This is a genomic window from Microbacterium sp. B19(2022), assembly GCF_012030385.1.
GTDB classification, from domain to species: domain Bacteria; phylum Actinomycetota; class Actinomycetes; order Actinomycetales; family Microbacteriaceae; genus Microbacterium; species Microbacterium oxydans_B.
The window spans coordinates 73,692-87,755 of the sequence record NZ_JAAUVO010000006.1; the positions used below are offsets into that span (position 1 = coordinate 73,692).

14 protein-coding genes and 1 tRNA gene are annotated in these 14,064 nt (G+C 67.2%); 8 read left to right on the forward strand and 7 right to left on the reverse strand.

Annotated elements, in window-relative coordinates; all coding sequences use genetic code 11:
* Positions 1 to 38: 38 nt before the first annotated feature.
* Both ligA and HCX50_RS06965 read left to right on the forward strand, forming a co-directional pair.
* Complete coding sequence (gene ligA / locus HCX50_RS06960; protein ID WP_091036155.1) at positions 39 to 2,372, forward strand: NAD-dependent DNA ligase LigA; 2,334 nt, start codon at positions 39 to 41, stop codon at positions 2,370 to 2,372.
* A complete protein-coding gene (locus HCX50_RS06965; RefSeq protein ID WP_091036158.1) occupies positions 2,369 to 2,836 on the forward strand; it encodes a hypothetical protein in 468 nt (155 codons plus the stop codon). Before ligA ends, HCX50_RS06965 begins: the two co-directional genes overlap by 4 nt.
* 23 nt (positions 2,837 to 2,859) lie before the next feature.
* Here the strand turns inward: HCX50_RS06965 and HCX50_RS06970 are convergent, their stop codons facing one another.
* Both HCX50_RS06970 and HCX50_RS06975 read right to left on the reverse strand, forming a co-directional pair.
* The gene (locus HCX50_RS06970) at positions 2,860 to 4,704 is read right to left on the reverse strand and encodes a DEAD/DEAH box helicase (protein WP_432206348.1); all 1,845 of its coding nucleotides are present in this window, start codon (positions 4,702 to 4,704) and stop codon (positions 2,860 to 2,862) included.
* 47 nt (positions 4,705 to 4,751) lie between these two features.
* Positions 4,752 to 6,452 carry a long-chain-fatty-acid--CoA ligase gene (locus tag HCX50_RS06975; protein WP_167633441.1) on the reverse strand — a complete coding sequence of 567 codons (1,701 nt, stop codon included), beginning with the start codon at positions 6,450 to 6,452 and terminating at the stop codon, positions 4,752 to 4,754.
* A 67-nt stretch (positions 6,453 to 6,519) separates the two neighbouring features.
* Here HCX50_RS06975 and gatC point away from each other — a divergent pair, with 67 nt between their 5' ends.
* The 6 genes from gatC to HCX50_RS07005 are packed head-to-tail and all read left to right on the forward strand — an operon-like array spanning position 6,520 to position 12,071.
* On the forward strand, positions 6,520 to 6,819 hold the full coding sequence (gatC, locus tag HCX50_RS06980) for an Asp-tRNA(Asn)/Glu-tRNA(Gln) amidotransferase subunit GatC (protein ID WP_028501947.1): 300 nt from the start codon (positions 6,520 to 6,522) through the stop codon (positions 6,817 to 6,819).
* Positions 6,816 to 8,333: an Asp-tRNA(Asn)/Glu-tRNA(Gln) amidotransferase subunit GatA gene (gene gatA, locus HCX50_RS06985; RefSeq protein ID WP_091036165.1), complete on the forward strand. Its 1,518-nt coding sequence runs from the start codon at positions 6,816 to 6,818 to the stop codon at positions 8,331 to 8,333. Before gatC ends, gatA begins: the two co-directional genes overlap by 4 nt.
* The gene (gatB, locus tag HCX50_RS06990; RefSeq protein ID WP_167633442.1) at positions 8,333 to 9,847 is read left to right on the forward strand and encodes an Asp-tRNA(Asn)/Glu-tRNA(Gln) amidotransferase subunit GatB; all 1,515 of its coding nucleotides are present in this window, start codon (positions 8,333 to 8,335) and stop codon (positions 9,845 to 9,847) included. Before gatA ends, gatB begins: the two co-directional genes overlap by 1 nt.
* A gap of 47 nt (positions 9,848 to 9,894) precedes the next feature.
* Entirely contained in the window at positions 9,895 to 11,151 is a 1,257-nt protein-coding gene (gene dinB / locus HCX50_RS06995) for a DNA polymerase IV (protein ID WP_091036170.1), read from the forward strand.
* 37 nt (positions 11,152 to 11,188) lie between these two features.
* Positions 11,189 to 11,506, forward strand: a complete 318-nt coding sequence (locus HCX50_RS19855) for a hypothetical protein (protein ID WP_029263459.1) — start codon at positions 11,189 to 11,191, stop codon at positions 11,504 to 11,506.
* Positions 11,490 to 12,071 (forward strand): hypothetical protein, encoded by a 582-nt coding sequence (locus tag HCX50_RS07005; RefSeq protein WP_091036172.1) that lies wholly within the window; start codon positions 11,490 to 11,492, stop codon positions 12,069 to 12,071. The genes HCX50_RS19855 and HCX50_RS07005 overlap by 17 nt, the downstream gene beginning before the upstream one ends.
* 5 nt (positions 12,072 to 12,076) lie before the next feature.
* Here the strand turns inward: HCX50_RS07005 and HCX50_RS07010 are convergent, their stop codons facing one another.
* From HCX50_RS07010 to HCX50_RS07030, 5 genes are all read right to left on the reverse strand, one after another.
* On the reverse strand, positions 12,077 to 12,580 hold the full coding sequence (locus HCX50_RS07010) for a DUF2017 family protein (protein ID WP_091036175.1): 504 nt from the start codon (positions 12,578 to 12,580) through the stop codon (positions 12,077 to 12,079).
* Complete coding sequence (clpS, locus tag HCX50_RS07015; protein ID WP_091036177.1) at positions 12,577 to 12,873, reverse strand: ATP-dependent Clp protease adapter ClpS; 297 nt, start codon at positions 12,871 to 12,873, stop codon at positions 12,577 to 12,579. The genes HCX50_RS07010 and clpS overlap by 4 nt, the downstream gene beginning before the upstream one ends.
* Complete coding sequence (locus HCX50_RS07020; RefSeq protein WP_167633443.1) at positions 12,870 to 13,217, reverse strand: metallopeptidase family protein; 348 nt, start codon at positions 13,215 to 13,217, stop codon at positions 12,870 to 12,872. The genes clpS and HCX50_RS07020 overlap by 4 nt, the downstream gene beginning before the upstream one ends.
* Positions 13,218 to 13,255: 38 nt before the next feature.
* The gene (locus tag HCX50_RS07025; protein ID WP_208617701.1) at positions 13,256 to 13,885 is read right to left on the reverse strand and encodes a LysE family transporter; all 630 of its coding nucleotides are present in this window, start codon (positions 13,883 to 13,885) and stop codon (positions 13,256 to 13,258) included.
* 90 nt (positions 13,886 to 13,975) lie between these two features.
* Positions 13,976 to 14,048, reverse strand: a tRNA-His gene (locus tag HCX50_RS07030).
* Positions 14,049 to 14,064 lie beyond the last annotated feature (16 nt).

The following is a 14,064-nucleotide window of genomic DNA, read 5'->3' on the forward strand; positions in this document are numbered from 1 at the left end:
ACCCCTCCGGTGTCGGTACCCGCTCGTAGACTGGCGGGGTGCCGGAGAACATCTCGCTGGAAGACGCCCGAACCGAAGCCGACGAGCTGACCGCTCGCATCCTCGAGGCCAAAGAGGCCTACTACGGCCGCGACGCCTCGGTCGTCGATGACTTCACCTACGACGGGTGGATGCATCGGCTCGAAGAGTTGGAGCGGCTGCACCCCGAGCTGCAGGGGCAGGACTCGCCCACCCAGATGGTCGGAGCGGCCGAGGCGACCGGCCTTGCGACGATCGAGCACGCCGAGCGCATGCTCAGCCTCGACAACGTCTTCTCCGTCGACGAGCTGCGGGAGTGGGCCGCGAAGACCAAGGCTGCCGCCGGGCGCGAGGTGGCGTGGCTCACCGAGTTGAAGATCGACGGGCTCGCGATCAACCTCCGCTACGAGAACGGCGTGCTCACCTCTGCCGCTACTCGCGGCGACGGCCGCGTCGGCGAGATCGTGACGGAGAACGCCCTCCGTCTGCCGGAGATCCCGCAACGCCTGAGCGGCGAGGGGCATCCCGCGATCGTCGAAGTGCGTGGCGAGGTGTTCATCCCTGTCGCTGCCTTCGAGCGCCTCAACGCCGCGCAGGCCGCCTTCCGCGACCGTGCCTTCGCCGACGCCCTCGCACGCTGGGAGGCCCGAGGAGGCGCCAAGAAGGCGTTCGACGAGGAGAAGGCGCAGACCGCGGCCGCCCGGCGCTTCCCCTCTTTCGCGAATCCGCGCAACGCCGCCAGTGGCGGGCTCCGCCAGCAGATCGACAAGAAGAACGGGCTCGAGCTCGAGGCCGGGCTGCTGCGCATCGAGTCGCTCGCACTCTACGTGCACGGCGTCGGCGCCTGGACGAACCCTCCTGTCGCCGCGCAGAGCGAGGTGTACGACCTGCTCTCCGAGTGGGGGCTGCCCACGAGCCCGCACACGAAGGTGTGCCGGACGATCGACGAGGTCGTGTCCTTCGTCGAGTACTTCGGCGAGCACCGTCACGACATCGAACACGAGCTCGACGGCATCGTGGTCAAGGTCGACGAGCTCGAACTGCACGACGAACTCGGCGCGACGAGCCGAGCACCCCGCTGGGCCATCGCCTACAAGTACCCGCCCGAAGAGGTCCAGACCAAGCTCCTCGACATCGTCGTATCGGTGGGACGCACGGGGCGAGCCACGCCGTTCGCCGTCATGGCACCCGCGCACGTCGCCGGTTCCGTGGTCCGCCAGGCCACGCTGCACAACAAGGATGTGGTCAAGGCCAAGGGCGTGCTGATCGGCGACACCGTCGTGCTGCGCAAGGCCGGCGACGTGATCCCTGAGGTTCTCGGCCCTGTGGTCGAAAAGCGCGACGGCAGCGAGCGGGAGTTCGTGATGCCGGTCGAGTGCCCGGAATGCGGTACACCGCTGCGCGCGATGAAGGAGGGCGATATCGACCTCCGGTGCCCGAACGCGCGTTCGTGTCCTGCTCAGGTCCGTGGCCGTGTCGAGCACATCGGGTCCCGCGGCGCCCTCGACGTGGAAGCGCTCGGCGAGGTGACCGCTGCGGCGCTGACCCAGCCGACGTCACCGGCTGTGCCCCCGCTCGAGACCGAGGCCGGGCTGTTCGCGCTCACTCTCGAAGAACTCGTCCCCATCGAATTGTTCGTGCGGGATTCCGAGACCGGGCTTCCGAAGGAGGACGAGGACGGGATCGTCAAGACGCGCGCACCCTTCCGACGCAACCCCACCGCAGCCGAGAAGAAGTCGGGGCTCGAGGGACCTCAGCCGTCCTCACAGGCGCTCACGCTGCTCGCCGAGCTCGAGAAGGCGAAGACCAAGGACCTCTGGCGACTGCTGGTGTCGCTGAACATCCGCCACGTCGGCCCCGTCGCCGCCCGGGCGCTCGCGCAGTGGTTCGGCTCTCTCGATGGGATCCGTGCCGCATCGCGGGATGAGCTTGCCGCCGTCGAGGGCGTCGGTGGCATCATCGCCGACTCCCTGCTCGCGTGGTTCGAGGTCGACTGGCATCAGGAGATCGTGCAGCAGTGGGCTGACGCGGGTGTGCAGTGGTCGACACCCGGCCATCCCGGCCCGGGTGCGGCGGTGGCTGCCGGCGGTGTGCTCGAAGGAATCACGGTGGTCGCCACCGGATCGCTCGACGGCTACACCCGCGATGGCGCGCAGGAGGCGATCATCAACGCGGGCGGTAAGGCTGCTTCCAGCGTGTCGAAGAAGACCGATTTCGTCGCAGCCGGGCCGGGCGCGGGCTCGAAGCTCGCGAAGGCCGAGGATCTCGGCATCCGCGTCCTCGACGCGGCACAGTTCCACATCCTCGTGACAGAGGGGCCGGCCGCGCTCCCGCCCGCGAGCGACGGGTCGTGAAGCGGTACGGGCCTCTGATCGTCGTCCCGGAGGCTCTGGCGATCGGCGACCCCGGGCGGCACCACCTTCGACTCACTCCGCAGGCGGTGATCATCCGTCAGGGAGCCGAAGGTCACGGGATCGTGCCGTGGGACGGCGTAGAGGGGATCGTTCTCGATGTGCCGACGACGCGGTTTCGGCTGCCCGGACTCCTCGGAACGGTGCTGCTCGGTGCGCTGACGGCGGCGATGCTGAGCGACCCCGGCATCGATCCCGACGATGGAGCGGTGACCCTCACGGTGGATGGCGAGATGACGACGCTGCCTCTGAGCCGCCATCACGTCGGCGGGTACTGGCGGCCGACGGTGACGGGTGCGCATCGATTGATCGCGCACCTCATCGCGAATCCCGAACAGCGAGCTTTGTTGGCGCACCCGGAGCCGCTGATCGATGTCGCGGCGCAGCTCGCGCGCGGAACGGGATAGTCCGAACCGCGCGCGATGCGGCGTCAGTTCTTGTGGCGGGGCTTGCGGAACGGCTTCTCTTCGCGGCTGTCGCGAGCCGGTCGCTCGTCGCGGTCGCGACGCTCGAAGCGGTCTCCTCCGTCGTGGCTACCTTCGCGCGGGCTGCTGCGCCTGGCGCCGGGGCCACGGTCGGGCTTGATCTCGATCAGACGACCCGAAATGCGCGTGTCGCGCAGCTTCTCGAGCACCGTGGGGCTGAGGTTGGACGGCAGTTCCACGGTGGAGAAATCAGGTCGGATGTTGATCACGCCGAAATCGTCACGGCCGAGACCGCCCTCGTTCGCCAGCGCGCCGACGATCTGGCGCGGCTCGACGCGGTGACGGCGGCCCACCTCGATGCGATATGCGGTGTAGTCGCCACGTCCACGACGCTCGGTGCGGGGTTCACGAGCGTCCCTGGTTCCGCGTGCTCCACCCTCGCGGGGCGGACGGTTGTCGGCTTCGACGGCCTTGGAGAGCCGATCGTCGGCGGGGTCGAGCAGCAACGGGGTGTCGCCCTGCGAGACGATCGCGAGCGCCGCCGCGACATCGGCCTCCGGAACGTCGTGATTGCGCACGTAGTGGGAGATCACGTCGCGGAACTTCTCGATACGGGCGGTGTCGCCCAGCGCGGCGGTGATCGCGTCGTCGAACCGCGCGAGTCGCGTGGTGTTCACGTCATCGGTGGTCGGCAGCTGCATCTGGGCGGGCTGCTGGCGCGTGGCCTTCTCGATGTGCTTGAGCAGGTAGCGCTCGCGCGGCGTGATGAAGCTGATCGCGTCGCCGGTGCGTCCCGCGCGGCCGGTGCGGCCGATGCGGTGGACATAGGACTCGGTGTCGGTGGGGATGTCGAAGTTGATGACGTGGCTGATGCGCTCGACGTCGAGACCGCGGGCGGCCACGTCGGTCGCGACGAGGATGTCGAGCTTGCCGTCCTTGAGCTGGTTGACGCTGCGCTCGCGCTGCACCTGGGGCACGTCGCCGTTGATCGCGGCTGCGGAGTATCCGCGGGCACGCAGCTTCTCGGCCAGCGTCTCGGTCTCGTTCTTGGTACGGACGAACACGATCATGCCGTCGAAGTTCTCGACCTCGAGGATGCGGGTCAGCGCATCGACCTTCTGCGCATACGAGACCACGAGGTAGCGCTGCGTGATGTTCGTGCCGGTGGCGGTCTTGGACTTGATGCTGATCTCTTCCGGCTCACGCAGGTACTTCTGCGCGAGACGGCGGATCTGCGGCGGCATGGTCGCCGAGAACAGCGCGACCTGCTTCTCCTCGGGGGTCTGCGCGAGGATCTGCTCCACGTCTTCCGCGAAGCCCATCTTCAGCATCTCGTCGGCCTCGTCGAGTACCAGATACTTCAACTCGGACAGGTCGAGCGTGCCCTTGGCGAGGTGGTCCATGATGCGGCCGGGCGTACCGACGATCACGTGGACACCGCGGCGCAGTGCGGACAACTGCACACCGTAGCCCTGTCCGCCGTAGACGGGAAGGACGTGGACGCCCTTCATCTTCGAGGCATAGGACTCGAAGGCCTCGCATACCTGCAGAGCGAGTTCGCGTGTCGGTGCCAGCACGAGAGCCTGCGGGATCTTCTGGGAGACATCGAGGCGTTCGAGAACGGGAAGCGCGAAAGCGGCGGTCTTTCCTGTTCCGGTCTGCGCCTGCCCGACGACGTCTCGGCCGGCGAGAAGCGTGGGAATGGTGGCCGCCTGGATGGGCGACGGGGTCTCGTATCCGAGATCCTTGATGGCTTTGAGGACGGGCCCGGTGATGCCGAGCTCCTCGAATCCGGGGGTCGCGGGGGATTCCGCGGGGGCGTCGGTCAGCACTGCATCTTCAGGGGTCACTTCCCAAGGGTAGCGCGCCGGCGCGCTCCGCGCCTGTGAGGGCGTCCTCAAACGCCGGTGTTCAGCGAGACGAGCTTCTCCTTGACCTGGCGTCGGAGCACCTTGCCGATCAGTGACTTCGGCAGCTCGTCGACCACGAAGATACGGCGCGGGACCTTGTAGGGAGTGAGGATACTGCGGGCGAACTCGCGGATCGCCTCGACGTCGACATCGGTCCCGGCATCCACCACGATGGCCGCGACGACCTCCTCTCCGGAGTGCTCGCTCGGCAGGCCGACGACCGCGGCATCCGCCACCTGTGGATGCTGGCGCAGCGCATTCTCGACCTCGGTGGGAGCGACGTTGAAGCCGCCCGTGATGATGAGCTCCTTGATGCGATCGACGATGCGCACGAAGCCGGCGTCGTCGATCGTGACGATGTCACCGGTCCGGTACCAGCCGTCGACGAAGACGGCTTCGGTCTCCTCCGGCTTTCCGTAGTACCCCGAGAACACCTGCGGGCCACGCACGACGAGTTCACCGGCCGATCCGTCCGGCACGTCCTGGCTCGGGTTCTCCGGATCCACCACGCGGCATTCGGTCCCGGGGAGGGGAAGCCCGACCGTGCCGGGCACGCGGTTGTCCGCAACCGGGTTCGCCATCAGGACGGGGGAGCACTCGCTCAGCCCGTAGCCCTCGACGAGGTAGCCGTGGGTGGCCTTTTCGAAGGGGACGACCAGCTCATGCGGCAGTGCCATGGCGCCGGAGATCGCGACCTCGATGCCATCGAGTGACACGCCCTTCTCCTTCGCCGCGGCGAGGAGGCGATCCGCGATGGGGGGAACAAGCGGGAGGAACGTCGCGGGGTGCTTCTTGACGACGTCGAGTACGAGGTCGGGGTCGAATTTGGGGAAAAGTACGAGTCGGGCGCCCATCGACATCGCGAATGTAAGGCACAGCGTGAGGCCGTAGGCATGGAACATGGGCAGCACGGCGTACACGACGCAGCCCTTGCCTCGCTGGATCGAGGGCACCCACGCCCTGGACTGCGCGGCGTTGGCGAGCAGATTGCGGTGTGTGAGCGCTGCCCCCTTCGGCGTTCCCGTGGTGCCGGAGGTGTACTGGATGATCGCGAGGTCATCGGTGCTCGGCTTCGGATGCGACGCCGGGAGCGGGGCGGAGGCGAGGAGCGAATCCCAGACGACCGTGCTGCGGACCTTGTCGGTCAGAGCGGCGCGCGATTCACGGGCCTTCGCGACGGGGAGCCTGAGCGCGAATCGGGTGAGGAACGGCATGGCACGAGTCACGTCGACCGAGATGAGGTTCGTGACGGCCAGATCCGCCGGGAACTCCTGCACCGTCGAGACGACCTTGTTCCACACGATCGCGTGCTTCGCGCCGTGATCCTCGAACTGCTTGCGGAGTTCGCGCGGCGTGTAGAGCGGGTTGTGCTCCACGACGATGGCGCCGAGGCGGAGTACCGCGTAGAACGCGACGATGTGCTGCGGGCAGTTCGGCAGCACGATGGCTACCGGGTCACCCGCGCGGACCCCGAGGTCGCGAAGGCCTGCTGCGGCGTGCTCGATCGCTGCTTGCAACTGGGCGTATGTCGTCTCACGGCCGAAGAACTGGAGGGCGGGGGCTTCCGGGTAGTCGCGCGCCGAAGCGGCCACGATGTCGACGAGCGAGCCGTCCACGGGCGGAAGGTCCTCGGGGACTCCTGCGGCATAGCTGGCGATCCACGGGCGAGGGGGCTGGAACGTGCTCACCCGCCCAGCATATGTCGAGCGACTCGTGGGGCAGGGGAGTTCGGAACGCGCCAACTAGACTGGAGGGGTGTCTGAAATCACCCCTGAACTCGTGCGCCATCTCGGTGTGCTCGCACGCATCCAGCTGAACGACGACGAGGTGTCGCGGCTCACGGGCCAGCTCGACGCGATCGTCGACAACATCGCGAAGGTCTCGGAGGTCGCGACAGATGATGTCGTCGCGACGAGCCACCCGATTCCGCTGAGCAATGTCTTCCGACCGGATGTGGTCGGCGAGACGCTCACACACGAGCAGGTGTTGCAGAACGCTCCGGATGCCGCCGACGGCCGCTTCCGCGTCACCGCGATCCTGGGAGAAGAGCAGTGAGCGACATCATCCGGCTGGACGCGGCGGATCTCGCCGCGAAGCTTGCCGCGCGCGAGGTCTCGAGCGTCGAGGCGACGCAGGCGCACCTCGACCGCATCGCTGCCGTTGACGGCGACGTCCACGCGTTCCTGCACGTCAACGAGGGCGCACTCGATGCCGCTGCTGCGATCGATGCCCGTCGCGCCGCCGGTGAGGAGCTGGGCCCGCTCGCGGGTGTTCCGCTCGCGATCAAGGACGTGCTCGTCACGACCGATCAGCCGACGACCAGCGGCTCGCGCATCCTGGAAGGCTATCGCTCGCCGTATGACGCCACCGTGGTCGCGCGTTCGCGCGCCGCGGGCATGATCCCGCTCGGCAAGACCAACATGGACGAATTCGCGATGGGTTCCTCCACCGAGCACTCGGCGTACGGCCCCACGCACAACCCGTGGGATCTCGATCGCATCCCCGGTGGATCCGGTGGGGGATCCGCCGCTGCTGTCGCCGCCTTCGAGGCGCCTCTGGCGCTCGGATCCGACACGGGTGGCTCGATCCGTCAGCCCGCTCACGTCACGGGAACGGTGGGCGTCAAGCCGACGTACGGCGGCGTGAGCCGATACGGCGCGATCGCCCTCGCGTCCAGCCTCGACCAGGTCGGTCCGGTCTCCCGGACCGTCCTCGACTCGGGGCTGCTGCACGACGCCATCGCCGGCCACGACCCGAAGGACTCGACGTCCCTGCGCGAGGAGTGGCCGTCGTTCGCCCAGGCCGCGCGTGAAGGTGCACGCGGAGATGTGCTCAAGGGACTCAAGGTCGGCGTCATCCGAGAGCTGCCGGACAGCGGATTCCAGCCCGGGGTCGCGGCATCGTTCCGGAGCGCTCTCGCGCTCATGGAAGCACAGGGAGCGGAGATCGTCGAGATCGGCGCCCCGCACTTCGAATACGGAGTCGCCGCGTACTACCTGATCCTCCCCGCCGAGGCGTCGAGCAACCTGGCGAAGTTCGACTCCGTGCGGTTCGGCTTGCGGGTCACGCCCGCCGGCAACCCGACGGTCGAGGACGTCATGTCCGCGACGCGCGATGCCGGCTTCGGCGACGAGGTCAAGCGTCGCATCATCCTCGGTACGTATGCCCTGTCGGCTGGATACTACGACGCGTATTACGGCAGCGCGCAGAAGGTCCGCACGCTCATCCAGCAGGACTTCGCTAACGCGTTCGCCGAGGTCGACGTCATCGCGACCCCGTCGGCGCCCACCACGGCATTCAAGCTCGGCGAGAAGATCGACGACCCGCTGCAGATGTACCTCAACGACATCACGACGATCCCGGTGAACCTCGCCGGGGTCCCCGGCATCTCCATCCCGAGTGGCTTGGCGGACGACGACGGGCTGCCCGTCGGTATCCAGTTCATCGCGCCGGCACGCGAGGATGCGCGTCTCTACAAGGTCGGCGCCGCTCTCGAGACGCTGCTCGTCGACTCATGGGGTGCGCCGCTGCTCACCCGTGCCCCGCAGCTCGCAGGAGGGAACCGCTGATGGCCACCGCCAAGCTCATGGACTTCGACAAGGCGCTCGAGCTGTTCGAGCCCGTCCTCGGTTTCGAGGTGCACGTCGAGCTGAACACCAACACGAAGATGTTCTCCGACGCGCCGAACCCGGCGAACGAGGCGTATCACGCCGCCGAGCCGAACACTCTGATCGCGCCGGTCGATCTCGGCCTTCCCGGCTCTCTTCCGGTCGTCAACGAGACCGCGATCCGCTCGTCGATCAGCCTCGGCCTCGCGCTCGGCTGCTCGATCGCCGAGTCGAGCCGGTTCGCCCGCAAGAACTACTTCTACCCGGACCTCGGCAAGAACTATCAGATCTCGCAGTTCGACGAGCCCATCGCGTACGAGGGCTCCGTCGAGGTGGAACTCGAGGACGGCACGCTCATCACGATCCCGATCGAGCGCGCGCACATGGAGGAGGACGCCGGCAAGCTCACCCACATGGGCGGAGCGACCGGGCGCATCCAGGGCGCGGAGTACTCGCTGGTCGACTACAACCGTGCCGGTGTGCCGCTGGTCGAGATCGTGACGAACATCATCTATGGCACCGAGCACCGCGCCCCCGAGGTCGCCAAGGCCTACGTGCAGGCGATCCGCGACATCGTTCGGGGACTCGGCATCTCGGAGGCACGCCTGGAGCGCGGCAACCTGCGCTGCGACGCGAACGTCTCGCTGCGTCCACGTGGCACGGACAAGCTCGGCACCCGTACGGAGACGAAGAACGTCAACTCGATGCGCTCGGTCGAGCGTGCCGTGAAGTACGAGATCCAGCGACAGGCGCAGATCCTCGCCGACGGCGGCACGATCACGCAGGAGACGCGGCACTGGCACGAGGACACCGGTACGACCTCGCCCGGACGTCCCAAGTCGGACGCCGACGACTACCGTTACTTCCCGGAACCCGATCTGCTGCCCGTCGAACCGGCCGCCGAGCTGATCGAAGAGTTGCGCGCCGCACTCCCGGAGCAGCCCGTCGCGCGTCGTCGTCGTCTCATGACGGAGTGGGGTTTCACGGATCTGGAGTTCCAGGACGTCCGCAACGGCGGTCTGCTCGATGTCGTCGAGGCGACGATCGCCGCCGGCGCGACGCCGGCCACCGCCCGTAAGTGGTGGACCGGCGAGATCAGCCGCGTCGCGAACACGCAGGAGAAGGAAGCGACCCACCTGATCAGCCCGGAGAACGTCGCCGCGCTGCAGAAGCTCGTCGATGCGGGAACGCTCACCGACAAGCTCGCTCGTCAGGTGCTCGAAGGTGTCATCTCCGGCGAGGGCACGCCGCAGGAAGTCGTCGACGCCCGCGGGCTCGCGGTCGTTTCGGACGACGGCGCGTTGATCGCCGCGATCGATGAGGCACTGGCCGCGCAGCCCGATGTGATGGCGAAGATCAAGGACGGCAAGGTGCAGGCTGCCGGCGCCGTGATCGGTGCCGTCATGAAGGCGATGAAGGGCCAGGCGGACGCCGCCCGGGTCCGTGAGCTCATTCTCGAGCGCGCTGCACAGTAGAGTGCCACCCCGGGCTTCGTGTCCCAGCCCCGGGGGAGAATGGTCGTATGGGACACGGTGACGGCAGAGGGCGGATCGTCTCGTCCGCCGACGCCGACGACACCGGGACGCGCATCCTCCATGTCGACATGGATGCGTTCTATGCCGCCGTCGAGGTGCTCGATGACCCCTCCCTCCGTGGTCTGCCGCTCATCATCGGGGCACCGGATGGCCGCTCCGTCGTGTCGAGCGCTTCCTACGAGGCCCGTCGCTACGGGGTCCGTGCCGCGATGCCCGTGTCGCAAGCGCTCCGACTGTGTCCTTCGGCCCGCATCGTGCCGCCGCACTTCCACCGATATCAGGAGGTCTCTCGGCAGGTGATGGCGATCTTCGAGTCGTTCACACCGCTCGTCGAGCCGCTGTCGGTCGACGAGGCATTCCTCGATGTGCAGGGAGTGCGCCGTCTCTGGGGGAGCCCCTCGCGCATCGCGGAGTTGATCCGGCAACGAGTGCTCGACGAGGTCGGCATCACCTGCAGCGTGGGCGTGGCGGCGACGAAGCATGTGGCGAAGATGGCGTCGACGATCTCTAAGCCCGACGGCATGCTCGTCGTCGCCGCCCAGGACACGCTCGACTTCCTCGCGCCGAGACCGGTTCGTGCGATGTGGGGCGTTGGGCCGAAGGCAGCGGAGGCGCTCGAGGCGCGGGGCATCCGCACGGTGCAGGATGTTCGCGAGGCGCCACGAGAGATGATCGAGCGTGCAGTCGGCCCCGCCCTGAGTGGGCGTCTCACCGAGCTCGCGATGGGACAGGATCCGCGTGCCGTCGACACCGAGCGCGTGGAGAAGAGCATCGGTCATGAGGAGACATTCGACACGGACATCCGGGATCGGGAGTTTCTCCGTGCGGAGCTCCTGCGCCTCGCTGATCGCGTCGCCGCGAGGCTGCGGCGTGCCGACTGGGAGACGGCAACTGTCGCGATCAAGATCCGATTCGATGACTTCCGCACCCTGAGTCGCTCCGTGACCCTGAGCGAGCCCACCGCGGTCGGTCAACGGATCGGCGAGGCCGCCCAGACGCTGTTCGAGCAGATCGATCGGAGGGACCCCGTGCGGCTCGTCGGCGTCCGAGCGGAGAACCTCCGCCCAGCCGGCGGTGGCGGCCTCGGGCTCTGGGACGACGATGAGGGTTGGCGCAAGGTCGAGGGAGCGGTCGACGAGGCCGTGGCACGGTTCGGCTCCGCGACGATCAGCCGCGCGCGACACATCGGGCGCGCCGATGGCCGAGGCGCTGCGCAACACCCGAAGGCGCATGGCCTGGATTGATCTCACGCGCGCCCTGTTCCTCGGCTACCGTGGAGACATGCCGAACATCGCACTGGAACTCGGAAAGCAAGCAGCGTCCTTCGGCGTGAAGAGCGCGTACGGAGAACCTCAGGACGTCGACGGGGTCAGCATCACTCCTGTCGCATTCACGTACTCCGGATTCGGCGGTGGCAGCGGAGACGGGGCCGAAGGCGGGGGAGGGGGCGGTGTTTCCGTTCCTGTCGGGGTCTATGTCCGGCGAGAAGAGGGTCTCCGTTTCGAGCCCAACATCGTCACGCTTCTCCTCGTGGCAGTGCCGTTCGTCTGGGTCACCGGGCGGGCTCTCGTGCGCATCATCCGTGCCCTCAAGAAGTGAAGATCCCGTCGCGACGGCCCTGGAGCGCGCTGCGACCCTGATCGAACAGGACGTCCGCGCGCTGGCGGCCGCAAATCCTGTCGTCCTGATCGACGGCGGCAGCGGTGCAGGCAAGTCCTCCCTTGCCGCACGACTCGTGCGGCGCTGGCCGGTGCTCGGTCCCGTGCAGCTCGTCGCGCTCGACTCGATATACCCCGGCTGGGACGGGCTCGACGACGGAGCTGAACGCGCGCTCGAGTGGATCCTGCGTCCGCACGGTCGCGGATACCTCGGCACGTGGCGTCGCTGGGACTGGGAGGCGGAGACCGAGGCCGAGAGCCACGCGGTCGACCCGGCCCTCGGCGTCATCATCGAGGGCAGCGGAATCCTGCGGCCAGCGACAGCCGGTCTCGCCGATGTCAGGATCTGGGTGGAATCCGCGGAGGAGTCGCGGAAGACCCGCGCGCTGAATCGTGACGGCGACACGTACCGTCCGCACTGGGACCGCTGGGCTGCTCAGGAACGCCGCCACATCGATCGGGACGACCCTCGCGCTCTGGCCACGCGGATCGTCGAGGTTCCGTAGGTCGGTCAGACGTTCGGGGCGGATTCTGCCTCATCGGCGGCTTGGATGATCAGTTCCAGTCGATAGCCGACCCATTCGTAGACGTCGTGGCGGCCGTCCTCGCCGGTCTCGTCGTCAGATGTGATCCCGAGTCTCGTGGCGATGACGAGACGGATCGCGGTGAGGGTTCGAAGCCAGGAGTCGAGGCTCTCGAGGGTGATGAGGATCTCTCTCACTTCGAGCGCATCTTCTTCGGTGAGCGCGTCGATGCCCGCGGGGTACTCATCCAAAGCCGCGCGGACCCTGCGCGCGTCGGCGAGACGACGATCGAGGAGATCATCCCGCGCGGCATCGGCGAACTCGGCCGCGGCGTCCGAGTCTTCCGGATAGGGATTCGGCGTCAGCCGGTCGATGGCCGGATCACCCGTGCCCCGTGACTCTCTGACGAGTTCGATGAAGTCTTCGACGAGCCGGGCGAGGTGGAACTCCTCGATCACGGTGATGGGCATCACGATGATGTCGTCGCTCACAGCGGCGCCTTCCTGACGGTGGCCCAGAGCCCGAAGTCGTGCATGGCCTGCGCATGTACTTCCATGGTCTCGCGCGGGCCGGTGGCGACGATCGCGTGTCCGTCGTGGTGTACGGCGAGCATCAGAGCGGTGGCATGGTCGAGCGAGTACCCGAAGTACGTCCGGAACACGCGGACCACGTAACTCATGAGGTTCACGGGGTCGTTCCACACCACGACCTGCCAGGGCTCGAGCGGTGCTGCGCTGAGGTCTGTGATCTCGTCGAGTTCGGGGTGTGCCGACGGCGCCGTCATGCCCAGCCCATCTCGTGGAGCTGCTCATCATCGATGCCGTAGAAGTGAGCGATCTCGTGAACCAGGGTCGTATGGATCTCGTCACGGAGCTCGTGCTCGGTCTCGCACTGGGCGAGATGCGGCTCACGGTAGACGACGATCCGGTCCGGAAGTTCGCCCATCCCGTATTGCGTGCGCTCGGTGAGCGCCAGACCGTCGTACAGGCCGAGCAGATCCAGGCTGCCGTCCTCGGGTCGGTCCTCCACGACGAACACGACGTTCTCCAGGCCCTCGACCATGTCATCGGGCAGGAGATCGAGCTCGTCGATCACCAGTTCTTCGAAGGCCGCGGCATCCATGTCCATCCTGTCCAGCCTAGAGGCGCGCAGGCCTCGGCGCCGGATCAGTGCAGAAGGACGAGCACGCCGGCCACGGCGATGAACAGTACGCCGAACACCAGGTTGAGGATGCGTTGGCCTCGCACGGATCTGGTGAGTCGCCGGAACGGGCGGGCGGCGGCCGCGAAGAACCCCCACATGACGATCACATCGACCACGATCACCGTGGCGATCAGCGTGAGGTACTGCGGCACAGGAGGCTCGTCGAGTCGGATGAACTGCGGGATGAACGCCAGGAAGAACACGATCGCCTTGGGGTTGAGGAGATTGACCCAGAATCCTCGGCGGATCATGGACCAGTGACTCTCACGCGAGTCGATCGGCACCGGCGCGTCATCCAGGGCGCCTACGGGTTTCGTGAGGATCAGACGAATGCCGAGGAACACGAGATAGGCCGCCCCGGCGTACCGGATGGCGTTGAACAGGAACTCCGAGCGCGAGACGAGAAGACCGACCCCGGCGGCGACGATAGCCACGTGCACGATCAAAGCGATCTGCTGCCCGATGATTCCCCAGATCGAGCGCTTCCACCCCTGGTTCAGCGCATTCGACATCGTATTGATGGCGCCTGCTCCCGGGGTGAAGCTGATGACCACCGATGCGGTGAGCAGAGAGAACCAGACCGCGAGCGACACCATGTGAGTCTATGGCTTCTGTGCGGTCGGCCCGTTGCCACGGAGACGCGAAGAAGGCCCGAACCATGCGGTTCAGGCCTTCTTCCTGAGGGTGAGTAACGGGACTCGAACCCGCGACATCCGGCACCACAAGCCAGCGCTCTACCAGCTGAGCTATACCCACCATGTGCCCGCCGGAG

Excerpts from the sequence above, each read along its gene's own strand:
- dinB (WP_091036170.1), top strand. The coding sequence starts at position 9,895 with ATGGGACACGGTGACGGCAGAGGGCGGATCGTCTCGTCCGCCGACGCC.
- gatB (WP_167633442.1), top strand. The coding sequence starts at position 8,333 with ATGGCCACCGCCAAGCTCATGGACTTCGACAAGGCGCTCGAGCTGTTC.
- clpS (WP_091036177.1), bottom strand. The coding sequence starts at position 12,873 with ATGACGGCGCCGTCGGCACACCCCGAACTCGACGAGATCACAGACCTC.
- HCX50_RS07020 (WP_167633443.1), bottom strand. The coding sequence starts at position 13,217 with ATGGACATGGATGCCGCGGCCTTCGAAGAACTGGTGATCGACGAGCTC.
- HCX50_RS19855 (WP_029263459.1), top strand. The coding sequence starts at position 11,189 with ATGCCGAACATCGCACTGGAACTCGGAAAGCAAGCAGCGTCCTTCGGC.